13 protein-coding genes and 1 pseudogene are annotated in these 14,729 nt (G+C 70.4%); 6 read left to right on the top strand and 8 right to left on the bottom strand.

Translation table 11 applies throughout. The features are described 5' to 3' along the window. Window positions 1–6: 6 nt before the first annotated feature. Entirely contained in the window at window positions 7–981 is a 975-nt protein-coding gene (locus tag OG959_RS28800; protein WP_326663137.1) for a carbohydrate kinase family protein, read from the bottom strand. A gap of 156 nt (window positions 982–1,137) precedes the next feature. Here OG959_RS28800 and OG959_RS28795 point away from each other — a divergent pair, with 156 nt between their 5' ends. Beyond that, on the top strand, window positions 1,138–1,335 hold the full coding sequence (locus OG959_RS28795) for a hypothetical protein (protein WP_326663136.1): 198 nt from the start codon (window positions 1,138–1,140) through the stop codon (window positions 1,333–1,335). Window positions 1,336–1,468: 133 nt separating this feature from the next. Beyond that, a complete protein-coding gene (locus OG959_RS28790) occupies window positions 1,469–2,938 on the top strand; it encodes a hypothetical protein (protein WP_326663135.1) in 1,470 nt (489 codons plus the stop codon). Window positions 2,939–3,015: 77 nt separating this feature from the next. On the opposite strand, the gene OG959_RS28785 is transcribed toward OG959_RS28790, so the two are convergent. Next, on the bottom strand, window positions 3,016–3,372 hold the full coding sequence (locus OG959_RS28785) for a HesB/IscA family protein (RefSeq protein ID WP_030970782.1): 357 nt from the start codon (window positions 3,370–3,372) through the stop codon (window positions 3,016–3,018). Between the two features lie 225 nt (window positions 3,373–3,597). On the opposite strand from OG959_RS28785, the gene nadA reads away from it, so the two are divergent. After that, window positions 3,598–4,794 (top strand): quinolinate synthase NadA, encoded by a 1,197-nt coding sequence (gene nadA, locus OG959_RS28780; protein WP_326663133.1) that lies wholly within the window; start codon window positions 3,598–3,600, stop codon window positions 4,792–4,794. Window positions 4,795–4,862: 68 nt separating this feature from the next. Here nadA and OG959_RS28775 read toward each other — a convergent pair whose 3' ends face one another. The 5 genes from OG959_RS28775 to OG959_RS28755 all read right to left on the bottom strand — a co-directional run bounded on the left by OG959_RS28775 (window position 4,863) and on the right by OG959_RS28755 (window position 11,369). Continuing rightward, window positions 4,863–8,018 (bottom strand): efflux RND transporter permease subunit, encoded by a 3,156-nt coding sequence (locus tag OG959_RS28775; protein ID WP_326663132.1) that lies wholly within the window; start codon window positions 8,016–8,018, stop codon window positions 4,863–4,865. A gap of 165 nt (window positions 8,019–8,183) precedes the next feature. After that, window positions 8,184–8,879: a response regulator transcription factor gene (locus OG959_RS28770; protein ID WP_326663130.1), complete on the bottom strand. Its 696-nt coding sequence runs from the start codon at window positions 8,877–8,879 to the stop codon at window positions 8,184–8,186. Next, entirely contained in the window at window positions 8,876–10,147 is a 1,272-nt protein-coding gene (locus OG959_RS28765) for a sensor histidine kinase (RefSeq protein ID WP_326663128.1), read from the bottom strand. Before OG959_RS28765 ends, OG959_RS28770 begins: the two co-directional genes overlap by 4 nt. A 148-nt stretch (window positions 10,148–10,295) precedes the next feature. Then, window positions 10,296–10,574: a PspA-associated protein PspAA gene (pspAA, locus tag OG959_RS28760; protein ID WP_326663126.1), complete on the bottom strand. Its 279-nt coding sequence runs from the start codon at window positions 10,572–10,574 to the stop codon at window positions 10,296–10,298. A 9-nt stretch (window positions 10,575–10,583) separates the two neighbouring features. Continuing rightward, window positions 10,584–11,369 carry a PspA/IM30 family protein gene (locus OG959_RS28755; protein WP_219567984.1) on the bottom strand — a complete coding sequence of 262 codons (786 nt, stop codon included), beginning with the start codon at window positions 11,367–11,369 and terminating at the stop codon, window positions 10,584–10,586. Window positions 11,370–11,665: 296 nt separating this feature from the next. On the opposite strand from OG959_RS28755, the gene OG959_RS28750 reads away from it, so the two are divergent. From OG959_RS28750 to OG959_RS28740, 3 genes are all read left to right on the top strand, one after another. Next, on the top strand, window positions 11,666–12,265 hold the full coding sequence (locus OG959_RS28750) for a DUF3043 domain-containing protein (RefSeq protein ID WP_326663125.1): 600 nt from the start codon (window positions 11,666–11,668) through the stop codon (window positions 12,263–12,265). An 89-nt stretch (window positions 12,266–12,354) separates the two neighbouring features. Beyond that, window positions 12,355–13,107, top strand: coding sequence for a class I SAM-dependent methyltransferase (locus OG959_RS28745; protein ID WP_326666664.1), 753 nt, complete (start codon window positions 12,355–12,357; stop codon window positions 13,105–13,107). 87 nt (window positions 13,108–13,194) lie between these two features. Continuing rightward, window positions 13,195–14,286 (top strand): S1C family serine protease, encoded by a 1,092-nt coding sequence (locus tag OG959_RS28740; RefSeq protein WP_326663124.1) that lies wholly within the window; start codon window positions 13,195–13,197, stop codon window positions 14,284–14,286. A 145-nt stretch (window positions 14,287–14,431) separates the two neighbouring features. Here the strand turns inward: OG959_RS28740 and OG959_RS28735 are convergent. Next, window positions 14,432–14,638: pseudogene (locus OG959_RS28735) on the bottom strand (hypothetical protein); the annotation flags it as partial. Window positions 14,639–14,729: the final 91 nt, after the last annotated feature.

Raw genomic sequence — 14,729 nt, 5'->3', positions numbered from 1 at the left:
CGCCTCCTACGCGAGGTGGGTGCGCACCTCGGCGGCGGCCTCGTGTCCGTACGCCTTGGTGAAGCGGTCCATGAAGTGGTTGCGGTGCAGGGTGTACTCCTGGGTGCCGACCGTCTCGATGACCAGGGTGGCGAGCATGCAGCCGACCTGGGCGGCGCGCTCCAGACCGACGCCCCAGGCGAGACCGGAGAGGAATCCGGCGCGGAAGGCGTCGCCGACGCCGGTCGGGTCGGCCTTGACGTTCTCCTCCGGGCAGCCGACCTCGATCGGCTCCTCGCCGACGCGCTCGATCCGCACGCCCCGGGCGCCGAGGGTGGTGACCCGGTGGCCGACCTTGGCGAGGATCTCGGCGTCGGTCCAGCCGGTCTTGGACTCGATGAGCCCCTTCTCGTACTCGTTGGAGAAGAGGTACGTGGCGCCGTCGAGCAGGATGCGGATCTCGTCGCCGTCCATCCGCGCGATCTGCTGCGAGAAGTCCGCGGCGAACGGGATGCCGCGCGAGCGGCACTCCTCGGTGTGGCGGAGCATTCCCTCGGGGTCGTCGGCGCCGATGGAGACGAGGTCGAGGCCGCCCACGCGGTCGGCGACGGCCTTCAGCTCGATCAGACGGGCCTCACTCATGGCGCCCGTGTAGAAGGAGCCGATCTGGTTGTGGTCGACGTCCGTCGTGCAGACGAAGCGGGCGGTGTGCAGGACCTCGGAGATCCGCACCGAGCCGGTGTCGACGCCGTGGCGGTCGAGCCAGGCCCGGTACTCGTCGAAGTCGGAGCCGGCGGCGCCGACCAGGACCGGACGGGTGCCGAGCAGACCCATGCCGAAGCAGATGTTGGCGGCGACACCTCCCCGGCGCACGTCCAGGTTGTCGACCAGGAAGGAGAGCGAGACCGTGTGCAGCTGATCGGCGACCAGCTGGTCGGCGAATCGGCCGGGGAAGGTCATGAGGTGGTCGGTGGCGATGGAGCCGGTGACTGCGATACGCACGGGGAGACTGCTCCTGCGGAGGTCGAGGGAACGGTGACTGCGTTCCCGATACGGCGTGACAGTTAACGCTACCCGTTTCCGGCAATCAGGCGAAGGGTAGAAACTACCCGATAGTAGGTCTTTCCTCCTGAGTCGAGGGGTGCCTACGGTGCCGATATGTCGAACAACATCGCCCCGCGCGAGTCCGAGACCACTCTGGCCGAGTTGCGCGGAGACTGCGCACGGATGGCTCCGCACTGGGTGGTACCCGTGAGGACCGCTCCCACCCCTGTGGCGCCCTCCCTGATTCACGGCGTGAACGTGCCGCCCGCCTCGGCCCGGCTGATCGACGCGATGGCGGAGTACGGCGACTGAGTCACCGGCCGCCTCGCCGCACCGGCTGCCCCAGGAGGGAACCGGGTGCGCCCGCGCCCCGTCCCAACGGTGTTCCGTACCAACGGGACGGACCCCGCAGGGTCCTGGCGTACGACGGCGAAGGAGCGAACCGGTGAGCACCGAGCGACCCGACAACGATGTGACCCGCCCCCGGCGGCGGTCTCCCCTCGCCGTGGCCTCGGTGGCGGCGGCCGTACTGCTGGCCGGTGGCGGCGGCGCGTACTGGGCGATGGCGGCTGACGGCCATGGCGGCGGCGAGTACAGCGCCTCGGACGGTTCCGGCGCCACTCCCCCGCCGCTCTCCCTGGACGAGCGGTCGGGCGGACCGGCCACACCCTCCCCCCGGCCCTCGGCCCCGACGGAGGGCATCGCGCCGGGTGAGCCCGATCCGCATGGCGGCCGGGTGGTCTACCGCGCGTCCGGCGCCCTGCCGGACGGGCCGGACAAGGCGGCGGTCCAGCGCGCGCAGGGCGCCGTTTCGGCGTCCGAGGTGGCCCGGCTGGCCGAGGCGCTGGGCGTGCAGGGCACACCGCGGGCCGAGGGAACGTCCTGGAAGGTGGGCTCCGACGGGGACGGCTCGGGGCCGGTGCTGCGGGTGACCAAGCAGGCACCCGGAACCTGGACGTTCGCCCGGCACGGTTCCGGCGGCACGGACAACTGCGAGAGCGTGACGGTCTGTTCGAGCAAGCACGTGGGTCCGGGCGGATCGGGGACACCGGTGAGCGAGAAGGCCGCGAAGGCCGCCGCGGTGCCGGTGCTGAAGGCGGTCGGTCAGGACGACGCCGCCCTCGACGCCCGCCAGTTGATGGGCTCGGTCCGGGTGGTGAACGCCGACCCGGTGGTGGGCGGACTGCCGACGTACGGCTGGGCGACCGGGATCCAGGTCGGCCCCGAGGGTGAAGTGTTCGGCGGAAGCGGCCAGTTGAAGGGCCTGGAGAAGGGTGCCGACTACCCGGTGATCGGCGCGGCCGAGGCGCTGAAGCAGCTGAACGCCGCGCAGCCGCCGAGCGGCCCGAAGACGGGCGACTGCGCCACTCCCGCACCCCTGGGCAACGGCGAGAAGCCGTCCGGCATGAGCTGCGGCACGCGGACCGGGGCGGAGCCGTCCACGACGACGGCGACGGTCGACAAGGCGGCCTTCGGTCTGGCGGCCCGGTACGTGGACGGGAAGCAGCTGCTCGTACCGTCCTGGATCTTCACGGTCCGGCCGGGAGCCGGCGGTACGGGTGACACCGTCACCCAGGTCGCGGTGGATCCGGCGTACCTGACGAAGGACGCCCCCGCGGAGAAGACCCCGGGTGGCGACGGGACGACGGAGTCGGGGCGCTCGGTCCTGTCGTACGACGCCGACGGGCGGACGCTCTCGGTGACGTTCTGGGGCGGCGCCTGCAGCACGTACGCGGCGAGCGCGAGCGAGGACGGCTCGACGGTGCGGGTGTCCGTGACGGAGACGAAGCCGGAGAAGGGGAAGGTCTGCATCATGATCGCCAAGGAGCTGACCCGTACGGTCACGCTGGACCAGCCGCTCGGTGAGCGGAACGTGGTCGACGCGGCGTCGGGCACCGTGGTGCCGCGCGGCTGACACCCGCACACGACAACGGCGGCGGCCCCGGGATCGGAATCCCGGGGCCGCCGCCGTACCGTCGCCGCGCGTTCGCCCTAGCTGAACGAGTCGCCGCAGGCGCAGGAACCCGTGGCGTTCGGGTTGTCGATCGTGAAGCCCTGCTTCTCGATCGTGTCGACGAAGTCGACGGAGGCGCCGCCCAGGTACGGGGCGCTCATCCGGTCGGTGACGACCTTGACGCCGTCGAAGTCCTTCACGACATCGCCGTCCAGCGAACGCTCGTCGAAGAAGAGCTGGTAACGCAGGCCCGAGCAGCCGCCGGGCTGGACGGCGACGCGCAGTGCCAGATCATCGCGGCCCTCCTGCTCCAGCAGGCCCTTGACCTTGGCTGCGGCGGCGTCGGACAGGAGGATGCCGTCGCTCACGGTGGTGGTCTCGTCCGATACGGACATCTGCTTCTCTCCCGGGTTGTACGGAGACTGCTTGCCGACGTTGCAACCGTCGGGACCGCGGATTCATTCCGGGCCGAGCGCTTGCCTGTTCCATTCATGCTCGCACACCGGCCGCGCGGGCGGATGCGTCACATCGACGCTATCGGCATCGTCAAAGTGACGTGAAGCAGTTATGATAGATAGCGTCAATTAGACGAAAAGGCTTCCCCCCGCAGAGAAGAAAGGGTGCGTGACGTGACCACGGCCCACCCCGTCCAGGAACTCGATGTCCAGCCGACGCCCCTCGCCCTGCTCCTGCTCGGCCGCGACGCGGACCCCAAGAGCGAGCGCGGCGTCGAATGCCCCGGCGACCTGCCCTCCCCGTCCGACCCGGACCTGGTGGAGCGCGCCCGCGCGGCCAAGGAGAAGCTGGGCGAGAAGGTCTTCGTCCTCGGGCACCACTACCAGCGCGACGAGGTCATCCAGTTCGCCGATGTGACCGGCGACTCGTTCAAGCTCGCCCGGGACGCGGCGGCCCGCCCGGAGGCCGAGTACATCGTCTTCTGCGGCGTGCACTTCATGGCGGAGTCCGCGGACATCCTGACCACCGCCGACCAGAAGGTCGTGCTGCCGGACCTGGCGGCAGGCTGCTCGATGGCCGACATGGCCACCGCCGAGCAGGTCGCCGAGTGCTGGGACGTGCTGACGGAGGCCGGCGTCGCCGAGCAGGTCGTGCCCGTCTCGTACATGAACTCCTCCGCGGACATCAAGGCCTTCACCGGCCGCCACGGCGGCACGATCTGCACCTCGTCGAACGCGAAGCGCGCCCTGGAGTGGGCCTTCGAGCAGGGCGACAAGGTCCTGTTCCTGCCCGACCAGCACCTGGGCCGCAACACGGCCGTACGGGACATGGGGATGACGCTGGAGGACTGCGTCCTCTACAACCCGCACAAGCCGAACGGCGGCCTCACCGCCGAGGAGCTGCGCAACGCGAAGATGATCCTGTGGCGCGGGCACTGCTCGGTGCACGGGCGCTTCTCGGTGGAGTCCGTCAACGACGTGCGGGCGCGCATACCCGGCGTCAACGTGCTGGTGCACCCGGAGTGCAAGCACGAGGTCGTCGCGGCCGCGGACCACGTCGGCTCGACGGAGTACATCATCAAGGCTCTGGAGGCGGCCCCGGCCGGCTCGAAGTGGGCGATCGGCACCGAGCTGAACCTGGTACGCCGCCTGGCCAACCGGTTCGCCGCGGAGGACAAGGAGATCGTCTTCCTCGACAAGACGGTCTGCTTCTGCTCGACGATGAACCGGATCGACCTGCCGCACCTGGTGTGGACGCTGGAGTCGCTGGCCGAGGGGAACCTGGTCAACCGGATCGAGGTCGACCCCGAGACGGAGAAGTACGCCAAGCTCGCGCTGGAGCGGATGCTGGCGCTGCCGTAGGGGTACCGCACGCGGGAAGGCCCCGGCACCCTCGATCCGAGGGTGCCGGGGCCTTCCTGTGCGACCGGTCAGGCCTTCGCGGGCTCCGGCTCCTCGGAGGAGGACTCCTCCGAGGACGCCGGGGCCGGGATGCCGGCCTTCCTGGCCCGCTTCGCGGCCTTCTTCGCCGCACGGCGCTCCTTGAAGAGCTCCACCATCGTGTACAGCGTGGGCACCAGGAGCAGCGTCAGCAGCGTCGAGGTGACCAGGCCGCCGATGACCACGACGGCCAGCGGCTGCGAGATGAACCCGCCCTCGCCGGTGACGCCGAGCGCCATCGGGAGAAGGGCGAAGATCGTCGCCAGTGCCGTCATCAGGATCGGGCGCAGACGGTGGCGGCCACCCTCGACGACCGCCTCGATGACGCCCTTGCCCTGTGCCCGGTACTGGTTGATCAGGTCGATCAGCACGATCGCGTTCGTCACCACGATGCCGATGAGCATCAGCATGCCGATCATCGCCGCGACGCCCATCGGGGTGCCGGTGATGAGCAGCAGACCGATGGCGCCGGTGGCCGCGAACGGGATGGAGACCAGCAGGATCAGTGGCTGGATGAGCGAGCGGAAGGTGGCGACCAGCAGCATGAAGACGATCGCGATGGCCGCCAGCATGGCCAGACCCAGCTTCACGAAGGCGTCGTCCTGATCCTCGGTGACGCCGCCGATGGTGGCGGTGGCGCCGTCCGGGAGGTCCAGTGCCTTGATCTTGGACTGGAGGTCGGTGCCGACCGCGCCGGTGTTGTCGCCGATGGGCTTGGCGGTGATGGTCGCGGCGCGCTGGCCGTCGATCCGGGTCATGGAGACCGGTCCGGGGACCAGCTTCACGTCGGCGATCGAGCCCAGCTTGACCGGGCCGAGGGGGAGGTTCTTCAGCTCCTCCATCGTGGTGGCCGGGTGGGCGGACTTGATGACGACGTCGCGCTCGGTGTCGTCCATGATCGCCTTGCCCGACGGGGTGCCGCGCACCGCGCCGGCGACGGCTGCGCCCAGCGTGGCCTGGCTGAAGCCCGCGTCGGCGGCCTTGGCGTTGGCCGTGACCGAGATCCGCGGGATGCTCTGCGCCAGGTCGCTCTGCACGTCGGTGACGTCCTTGAGCTTCGCGACCTCGGTGCGTACCTCCTCGGAGGCCTTCTTCAGGGTGTCCGCGTCGGCGGCCTTGACCACGACGCTCAGGTCCTGGCTGCCGAAGCCGTCGCCCGCGGCGATGGTGGTGTCACCGATGCCGTCGAGCTTGCCGAGGGCCTCGTCGATGCGGTCCTGAGCGGCCTCGTAGTCCCCGGAGTCCTTCAGGGTGACCTGGTAGGAGGCCTGGTTGGCTCCCGTACCGCCGCCGAAGGCCGCCATGAAGCCGGACGAGCCGACGGTGACCTGGTAGTCCTTGACGCCCTTGTCGTCGGCGAGGACCTTCTCGACCTTCTGGGCCGCCTCGTCGGCGGCCGCCAGGCTGGTGCCCGGGGTGAGCTCCTGCTTGATGGACAGGACTTCCTGCTCGCCCTGGTCGAAGAAGTTGGTCTTCAGCAGCGGGACCATGCCGAAGGTGCCGAACAGCACGGCGACGGCGATGACGACGCTGGTGATGCGGCGCCGGGTGGCGAAGCGCAGCACCGAGACGTAGAGCTTCTGGAGCCTGCTGCGGGCTTCCTTCTCCTCGGCCTCGCGGCGCGCCTTGTCCGGGTCCTCGGCGCTGCCCTTGGGAGCGCGCAGGAACCAGTACGACAGGACGGGGACCACGGTCAGCGAGACCAGCAGGGAGGCCAGCAGGGCCGCGGTGACGGTCAGCGAGAACGAGCCGAAGAGCTGGCCGACCATGCCGCCGACCAGACCGATGGGCAGGAAGACGGCGACCGTGGTGAGGGTCGAGGCGGTGACCGCGCCGGCCACTTCCTTCACCGCGGTGATGATCGCCGACTGGCGCTCCTCGCCGTAGCCGAGGTGGCGCTTGATGTTCTCCAGGACGACGATCGAGTCGTCGACGACCCGGCCGATCGCGATGGTCAGCGCGCCCAGGGTGAGCATGTTGAGCGACAGGTCGCGGGTCCAGAGCACGATCAGCGCGAGGACCACGGAGAGCGGGATGGAGACCGCGGTGACCAGGGTCGAGCGCAGCGAGGCCAGGAAGACCAGGATCACGATGACCGCGAAGAGCAGGCCGAGCGCGCCCTCGGTGGTCAGGCCGGAGATCGCCTTGGAGACGGCGGGGCCCTGGTCGGACACGACGGTCAGCTCGGCGCCGGCGCCGAGGTCCTTGCGCAGGTCGGGGAGCTTGTCCTTGACGGCGTCGGAGATGGCGACGGCGCTGCCGTCCTTGTCCATCGTCGCCATGACGGCGAGGCTCGGCTTGCCGTTCGTCCGCGTGATGGAGACCGCGGTGGAGGGCTCCTGCTTCACCGTCGCGATGTCACCGACCCGGACCGGCTTGCCGGGCTTGCCGGTCGCCGGGTTCTGCCCGGTGACCCGCAGGTCCTCGATCTGCTGCAGGGTGGTGAACGCGCCGCCGACCTGGACGGTGCGGCTCTTGCCCGACTCGGAGAAGGAACCCGCCGGGACGGTCGCGCCGCCGGCCTGGAGTGCCTGGGCGAGCGAGCCGGCGTTCAGCCCGGCCGCCGCGAGCTTCGCGTCGTCGGGTGTGATGGAGACCTGGAGGTCCTGCACACCGTCGACGGCGACCTGGCCGACGCCGTCGATGTCCTCCAGGGCGGGGACGACGGTGCGGTCCAGCTGGTCGGCCAGCGCCTGCTGGTCCTTGTCGGAGGTGACGGCGAGGACGACCGTCGGGATGTCGTCGGTCGATCCGGCGATGACCTGCGGGTCCACGTCCTCGGGCAGCTGGGCGCGGGAGCGGTTCACCGCCTGCTGGATGTCCGCGACGAGCTGCTTGGTGCCCTCGTCGCCGAAGTCGAACGTCGCCATGATGACGGCGTTGCCCTCGCTGGCGGTGGAGGTGATTCCGGTGACGCCGTCGACGGCCTTGATCGAATTCTCGAGCGGTTCGACGACCTGCTTCTCGACCACATCGGGGGACGCACCCTGATAGGGGGCGAGCACCGACACCATCGGGAGTTCGATGGTGGGCAGCAGCTGCTGCTTGAGCTGCGGGATCGCGATCGCTCCGAATACGAGCGCGACGATCGACATCAGCCCGATCAGGGCCCTTTGCGCGAGGCTGAATCTGGACAGCCAGGACATGGGTTAGGTCTCTCTTCTGTGGCTTACGCGGCAGGTGGGCGGGTGACTCGGGGACAGACCCGGCCCACCTACACGATCACCCATCCCTGAGGCCGAAATCGTCGGTCGCAGGTCGCTTTCCTTATGCCGCGCATACCGCAGCTGGAGTACGCCGCGCCTGCACCCTCACTCCACCCGGGGGCGGACCAGGCCCGATTCGTACGCGATTACGACCAATTGGGCCCTGTCCCGTGCCCCCAGCTTCGCCATCGCCCTGTTCACATGGGTCTTGACGGTCAGTGGGCTGACCACCAGCCGCTCGGCGATCTCGTCGTTGGACAGCCCGCCCGCGACCAGGACCAGCACCTCGCGCTCCCGGGCCGTCAGTGCCTCCAAGCGCGCGGAGTACTCGGCGGCGCCCGGCCCGTCCCCGCCCGCACTGCCGCCCTGCGCGAGGAACGTGGCGATCAGCCCCTTGGTCGCGGCGGGCGACAGCAGCGCCTCGCCGCCCGCGGCGATCCGGATGGCGTTGAGGAGTTCCTCGGGTTCCGCCCCTTTCCCTAGGAAGCCGGAGGCGCCGGCCCGCAGCGACTGCACCACGTACTCGTCCACCTCGAAGGTGGTGAGCATGACCACGCGTACGTCCGTGAGTTCCGGATCGGCGCTGATCATCCGGGTCGCGGTGAGCCCGTCCGTACCGGGCATCCGGATGTCCATCAGCACCACGTCGGCGCGCGTCGAGCGGGCCAGGTCCACGGCCTGCGCCCCGTCCGCCGCCTCGCCGACCACCTGCATGTCGGGTTCCGAGTCGACCAGCACCCGGAACGCGCTGCGCAACAGCGCCTGGTCGTCGACGAGCAGCACCCTGATGGCCGGTGTCATACGTTCTCCCCCGTGCGGCCCGCCGCGCCCGGATGGTCCGGCTCCCGCTCGCGGGCCTTGAGTGGCAGGATCGCATGGACCCTGAAGCCGCCGCCGTAACGGGGTCCGGCGGTGAGGGTGCCGCCGAGAGCGGTGACCCGCTCCCTCATGCCGAGAAGACCGTGGCCGCCGCGGACGGTGTCGCCGCCCGTACCGGCGGCCGTGCCGCGGCCGTTGTCCAGCACCATGACCTCGGCCGTGGCCCCGACCCGCACGACGCTGATCTCGGCCTTCGCCCCGGGGCCCGCGTGCTTGCCCACATTGGTCAGCGCCTCCTGGATCACCCGGTACGCGGCCAGGTCCACGGCGGCGGGCAGCGGCGGGCCCTCCTTCGCCGCGCAGGCCACCTCGACGGGCAGCCCGGCCCGCCGCACGGTCTCCACGAGCTCGTCGAGGACGGCGAGGCCGGGGGCGGGTTCGGTCGGCGCCGCCGGATCGCCGGACTGGCGCAGCAGGCCCACGGTGATCCGCAGTTCGTTGAGGGCGGAGCGGCTCGCCTCCCGGACATGGGCGAGCGCCTCCTTGGCCTGGTCGGGGCGCCGGTCCATGACGTGGGCGGCGACCCCGGCCTGCACGTTGACCAGGGCGATGTGATGGGCGACGACGTCGTGCAGGTCGCGGGCGATCCGCAGCCGTTCCTCCGCGACCCGGCGCCGGGCCTCCTCCTCGCGGGTCCGCTCGGCCCGTTCGGCGCGCTCCCTGATCGCGTCCACGAAAGCCCGCCGGGAGCGGACCGCGTCTCCCGCGGCGCCCGCCATCCCGGTCCAGGCGAAGATGCCGAGGTTCTCCTGGCTGTACCAGGGCGCCGCTCCGAAGAACATCGCGGCCGCGGTGAGCACACCCATGGTGAGCAGCCCGACCCGCCAGGTCGTCGGCCGGTCGGTGCGGGCGGCGACGGTGTAGAGCGCGATGACGGTGCTCATCACCACGGGGGCCGGCGGATCGGCGGTCAGCAGCTCGACGACGGCGAGCACACCGGTGGCGCCGAGCACGGCCATCGGCCGGCGGCGGCGCCAGACGAGGGCGAGGGCTCCGAGCGCCATCAGGAGCACACTGCCGGCCGCGGGCGCGCGGGCGCCGAAGGTGGGCCGGGGGTGCGAGTCCGGGTCGACGAACGAGCCGCAGACCATGGCCACGTACACGGCCAGGGCGAGCGCCGCGTCCAGCGCGAGGGGATGGTCGCGCAGCCAGTTCCGCATGCGCAGAACCCCGGTTCCGAGGGTGGTCACGTCAAGCTACGTTACGGCGTGTCGCGAGGAAATCGGGCCGCGCGGCCGGAGAACCGGCAGCGGCCTCACAGCACTGTGCCCCGTGACCGGCCGGGGCCGGTCGCGGGGCACGGGGGTGCGGGTGGTGGAGCTGCCGGCCGTCAGCCGGTCAGCCGGGAATCAGACCGTCGTCGCTGAGCATGGCGCGGACCTCTTCGAGGGTCGCGTCGGGCGACGGCAGGATCAGTTCGGACGGCTCCAGGGAGTCGTCCGGCAAGGGTGTGCCGAGTTCGCGCACCCTGGCGAGGAGCGCGTGGAGCGTGGCGCGGAAGCCTGGGCCGTCGCCGCGCTCCATTTCGGCGAGCAGTTCGTCGTCGAGCTTGTCGAGCTCGGCGAGATGGCTGTCGGCCAGGACTGCCTGGCCCTCCCCCATGATCCGTACGATCATGACGCCGCCTTACTCCTTGTCGAACTTGTGCGGGGACCGGGACCGGTCCTGCTGCTGCGCGGCGTCCTGAGGGCCGCCCTCGATGGCCTGCTTCGAGGTGGAGCCGCCGGCCAGTTCGGCCTTCATGCGCTGCAGCTCCAGCTCCACATCCGTACCACCGGAGATCCGGTCCAGCTCGGCGGCGATGTCGTCCTTCGCCGTGCCGGTCGGGTCGTCCAGGGCTCCGGAGGCGAGCAGCTCGTCGATCGCTCCGGCCCGCGCCTGCAGCTGCTGGGTCTTGTCCTCGGCCCGCTGGATGGCCAGGCCGACGTCGCCCATCTCCTCGGAGATGCCCGAGAAGGCCTCTCCGATGCGGGTCTGGGCCTGGGCCGCCGTGTAGGTGGCCTTGATGGTCTCCTTCTTCGTACGGAAGGCATCGACCTTGGCCTGCAGCCGCTGGGCCGCCAGGGTGAGCTTCTCCTCCTCGCCCTGCAGCGTGGTGTGCTGCGTCTCCAGGTCGGTGACCTGCTGCTGGAGGGCCGCGCGGCGGGACAGCGCCTCGCGGGCCAGGTCCTCGCGGCCGAGCGCGAGCGCCTTGCGGCCCTGGTCCTCCAGCTTGGACGTCTGGCCCTGCAGCTGGTTCAGCTGCAGCTCCAGGCGCTTGCGCGAGGTCGCCACATCGGCGACGCCGCGGCGCACCTTCTGAAGCAGCTCCAGCTGCTTCTGGTACGAGTAATCGAGGGTCTCGCGCGGATCCTCGGCCCGGTCAAGGGCCTTGTTTGCCTTCGCGCGGAAGATCATCCCCATACGCTTCATGACACCGCTCATGGGCTTCGCGCGCCCCCTTCTGACTCAACCGGTCACCAGCACTCCGACAGAACCCACAGTACGGGCCCTGTCTCTATTACCGCACTGTTCGAGCAGCGATGGGGTCCTCCCCAAGGACGACTGCCCCCGGTGACCGCTCCAGCCCAGGGAGTAGGTGACGGTCGGGGAAACAGCCGATGACGCCCGTATCGTCCGGCTCGGACACCAACAGGGACGCAGGCCGTTGCCGGATCGTTCCCGGCCGGCCTGGGGTCGTGGCGATCGACCCCGTACCCTTGGGCCTTGTGTTCCGTAGCCGCTCCAAGGAAGAGAAGGCCCCCACCGACAAGGTGACGGCGGACCTCTCCAAGACGTCCCGCGACCCGCAGGCTCCCAAGGGTCGCCCCACCCCCAAGCGAAGCGACGCCCAGTCGCAGCGCCGCCGTGCCTCCAGTGGTGCGCCGACCGACCGCAAGGAGGCCATGAAGCGCCAGCGCGAAGCGCGGCGCGTCGACATGGCCAAGCAGCGTGAGGCGCTCGCCAGTGGCGACGAGCGCTATCTGCCGGCCCGTGACAAGGGCCCGGTGCGCCGCTTCGTCCGCGACTTCGTGGACTCGCGCTTCTGCATCGCGGAGTTCTTCCTGCCGCTCGCCGTGGTCATCCTGATTCTCAGCGTGATCCAGGTGCAGGGCATCCAGAACATCTCGCTGCTGCTCTGGCTCGGCGTGATCGTGCTGATCGTGGTCGACTCGATCGGCCTCACGTTCCGTCTGCGCAAGCAGCTGAACGAGCGCTTCCCCGATACGCCCAAGCGCGGCGCGGTGGCCTACGGGCTGATGCGTACGCTCCAGATGCGTCGGCTCCGGCTGCCGAAGCCGCAGGTCAAGCGCGGAGAGCGGCCCTGAGTACGGATCTCTCCGGTTCGGTCGGCGGCGTGTCCGCGGGCCGGCCGGGTGATGCGGTCTCCGGGTTCTCCGGGGCCTCGTCGGTGTGGCTGAAGGGGCTCGGCGGACTGCGCAACACGGTGCGCCAGGAGCTGGTCGCCCGGCAGCTGGACGAACAGATCGCGGCGCGCTTCCCCGTAGGGCAGCGGCTGCGGATCCTCGATGTCGGCATGGGCCAGGGCACCCAGGCCCTGCGCCTCGCCCGCGCCGGCCACACCGTCACGGGCCTCGAATCCGACGCGGACATGCTGCGGGTCGCCCGCGAGGCACTCAGCGGCGAACCGGCGGGCATCCGTGAGCGGGTCCGGCTCATCGAGGGGAACGGCCAGGACACCGGGGTCCACTTCCTGCCCGGGAGCTTCGACGTGGTGCTCTGCCACGGAGTGCTGATGTATGTCCAGGAACCGGACGCCATGGTGGCCGGTCTGGCCAGGATGCTGGCGCCGGGCGGCCTGCTGTCGCTCCTCGTACGGAACGCCGACGCACTGGCGATGCGGCCCGGGATCGCCGGGGACTGGGACGCGGCCCTGGCCGCGTTCGACTCGGACCGGTACACCAACCGCCTCGGGCTCTCCGTGCGCGCGGACCGGCTCGACGCCCTCACGGCCACGCTCGCCGGGATCGCGGCGCCGCTGCGCGCCTGGTACGGGGTGCGGATCTTCACGGACAACGTGGGCAATGACGTGGAGCTGCCGCCCGCGGCGGAGCTGGAGCGGGTGCTCGCGGCGGAGGACCGGGCGGGACGGACTGATCCGTACCGCGGAGTGGCCGCGTTGCTCCACCTGTGCGGGGTGCGGGGCTGAAACGCCCGGCGGACACCTGCCCGGCCGGGGCTCCCCGCCGGGTGAACCCAACAGGCCGCTAACCGGGTCAAAAGCAATAATCCGGACATGGATGCCTTTCACTCCCGCAGCCGTGTGCGCCGGCTGCTGCTGCCTCTGTCCGCAGGTGTCTGTGCGATCGCGCTGGTGAGCGGTTGCTCCGACTCGAATTCCCACGCCTCGAACACCGCCGCGACGAAGTCCGGATCGGCCCAGCAGGGCTCGGCCTCGAAGGCCACCGGTGATCTGCAGGGCCAGTACCAGAGCGTCATCAACACCGTGCTTCCGTCGGTGGTGCAGATCGACGCCTCCGACAGCCTGGGCTCGGGCATCGTCTACGACGCCAAGGGCCACATCGTCACCAACGCCCACGTCGTCGGTGACGAGAAGACCTTCAAGGTCACCGTGGCGAACGGCGAGAAGGTGATGAGCGCCTCGCTGGTGGCCGCCTACCCCGAACAGGACCTGGCCGTCATCAAGCTGGACGACGTCCCGGACGGGCTGAAGCCCGCGAAGTTCGGCGACTCGGAGAAGGTCGAGGTCGGCCAGATCGTGCTGGCCATGGGCTCACCGCTCGGACTGTCCAGCAGCGTCACCCAGGGCATCGTCTCGGCCCTCGGCCGGACCGTGAGCGAGAGCCGCGCGGGCGGCGGCACGGGCGCGACCATCGCCAACATGGTGCAGACCTCGGCGGCGATCAACCCGGGCAACAGCGGGGGCGCGCTGGTGAACCTGAACAGCGAGGTCATCGGCATCCCGACGCTGGCGGCGACGGACCCCCAGATGGGTGACAGCGCGGCGCCCGGCATCGGCTTCGCCATCCCCGTGTCGATGGTGAAGACGGTGGCCGACCAGATCATCAAGAGCGGCAAGGTCACCGACTCCGGCCGGGCGGCCCTGAACATCACCGGACGCACGGTCGTCGACGACAGCTACAAGCCGGCGGGCGTCGCGATCGTCAGTGTGGCCAAGGGCGGCGCGGCGCAGGAGGCGGGGCTGCGGGCCGGCGACATCATCACCAAGGTCGGCGACGCGTCCGTCACCACGATCACGTCCCTGTCGGAGGCCCTGGCCTCGGACAAGCCGGGCGACAAGGTCACCGTGACGTATCTGCGCAGCGGTGCGGAGAAGACGGCCGAGGTCACGCTCGGCGAGGTCTGAGACGACGGAGCCGCAGGCGGTTCCGTCCGCCACGGCGCAGTCCGCCGGGCGGGCCCTCACGGGTCCGCCCGGCGGCCGTTGCCGCTCAGGCCTCGCCGGCGGCCGTCTCGCTCTGCTCGCTCTGTTCGGCCTGCTCGGCCTGCTCGGCCTGCTCGGCCTGGAGGCTCATCGGGCCGTAGATCTTCGTCGTGTCGTCGAAGAGCGTCACCTGGTCCGCCCCGCCGTCGAGGAGTTCCTTCCAGTACTCACCGATCCAGGACTCCGCGTCGCCCTGGGTCGTGAATTCCTCCGGCTGCAGGGCCGGCTCCGTCTCCGTACCGTCGGACTTCTCGAACCGCCACGTCCACGCCATGTCCGCCTCCTGGGTCACTTTGTTCCGTCCGCAGCCTAGTGCTTACGACCAGGGCGGGAAGGGGCCCGCGCACGGCAGGTCACCCCCACGT

It is taken from the genome of Streptomyces sp. NBC_00385 (assembly GCF_035917155.1).
GTDB classification, from domain to species: domain Bacteria; phylum Actinomycetota; class Actinomycetes; order Streptomycetales; family Streptomycetaceae; genus Streptomyces; species Streptomyces poriferorum.
Note: the sequence above shows the minus strand (reverse complement) of the source record. Positions and strands in the feature narration are given on the sequence as shown.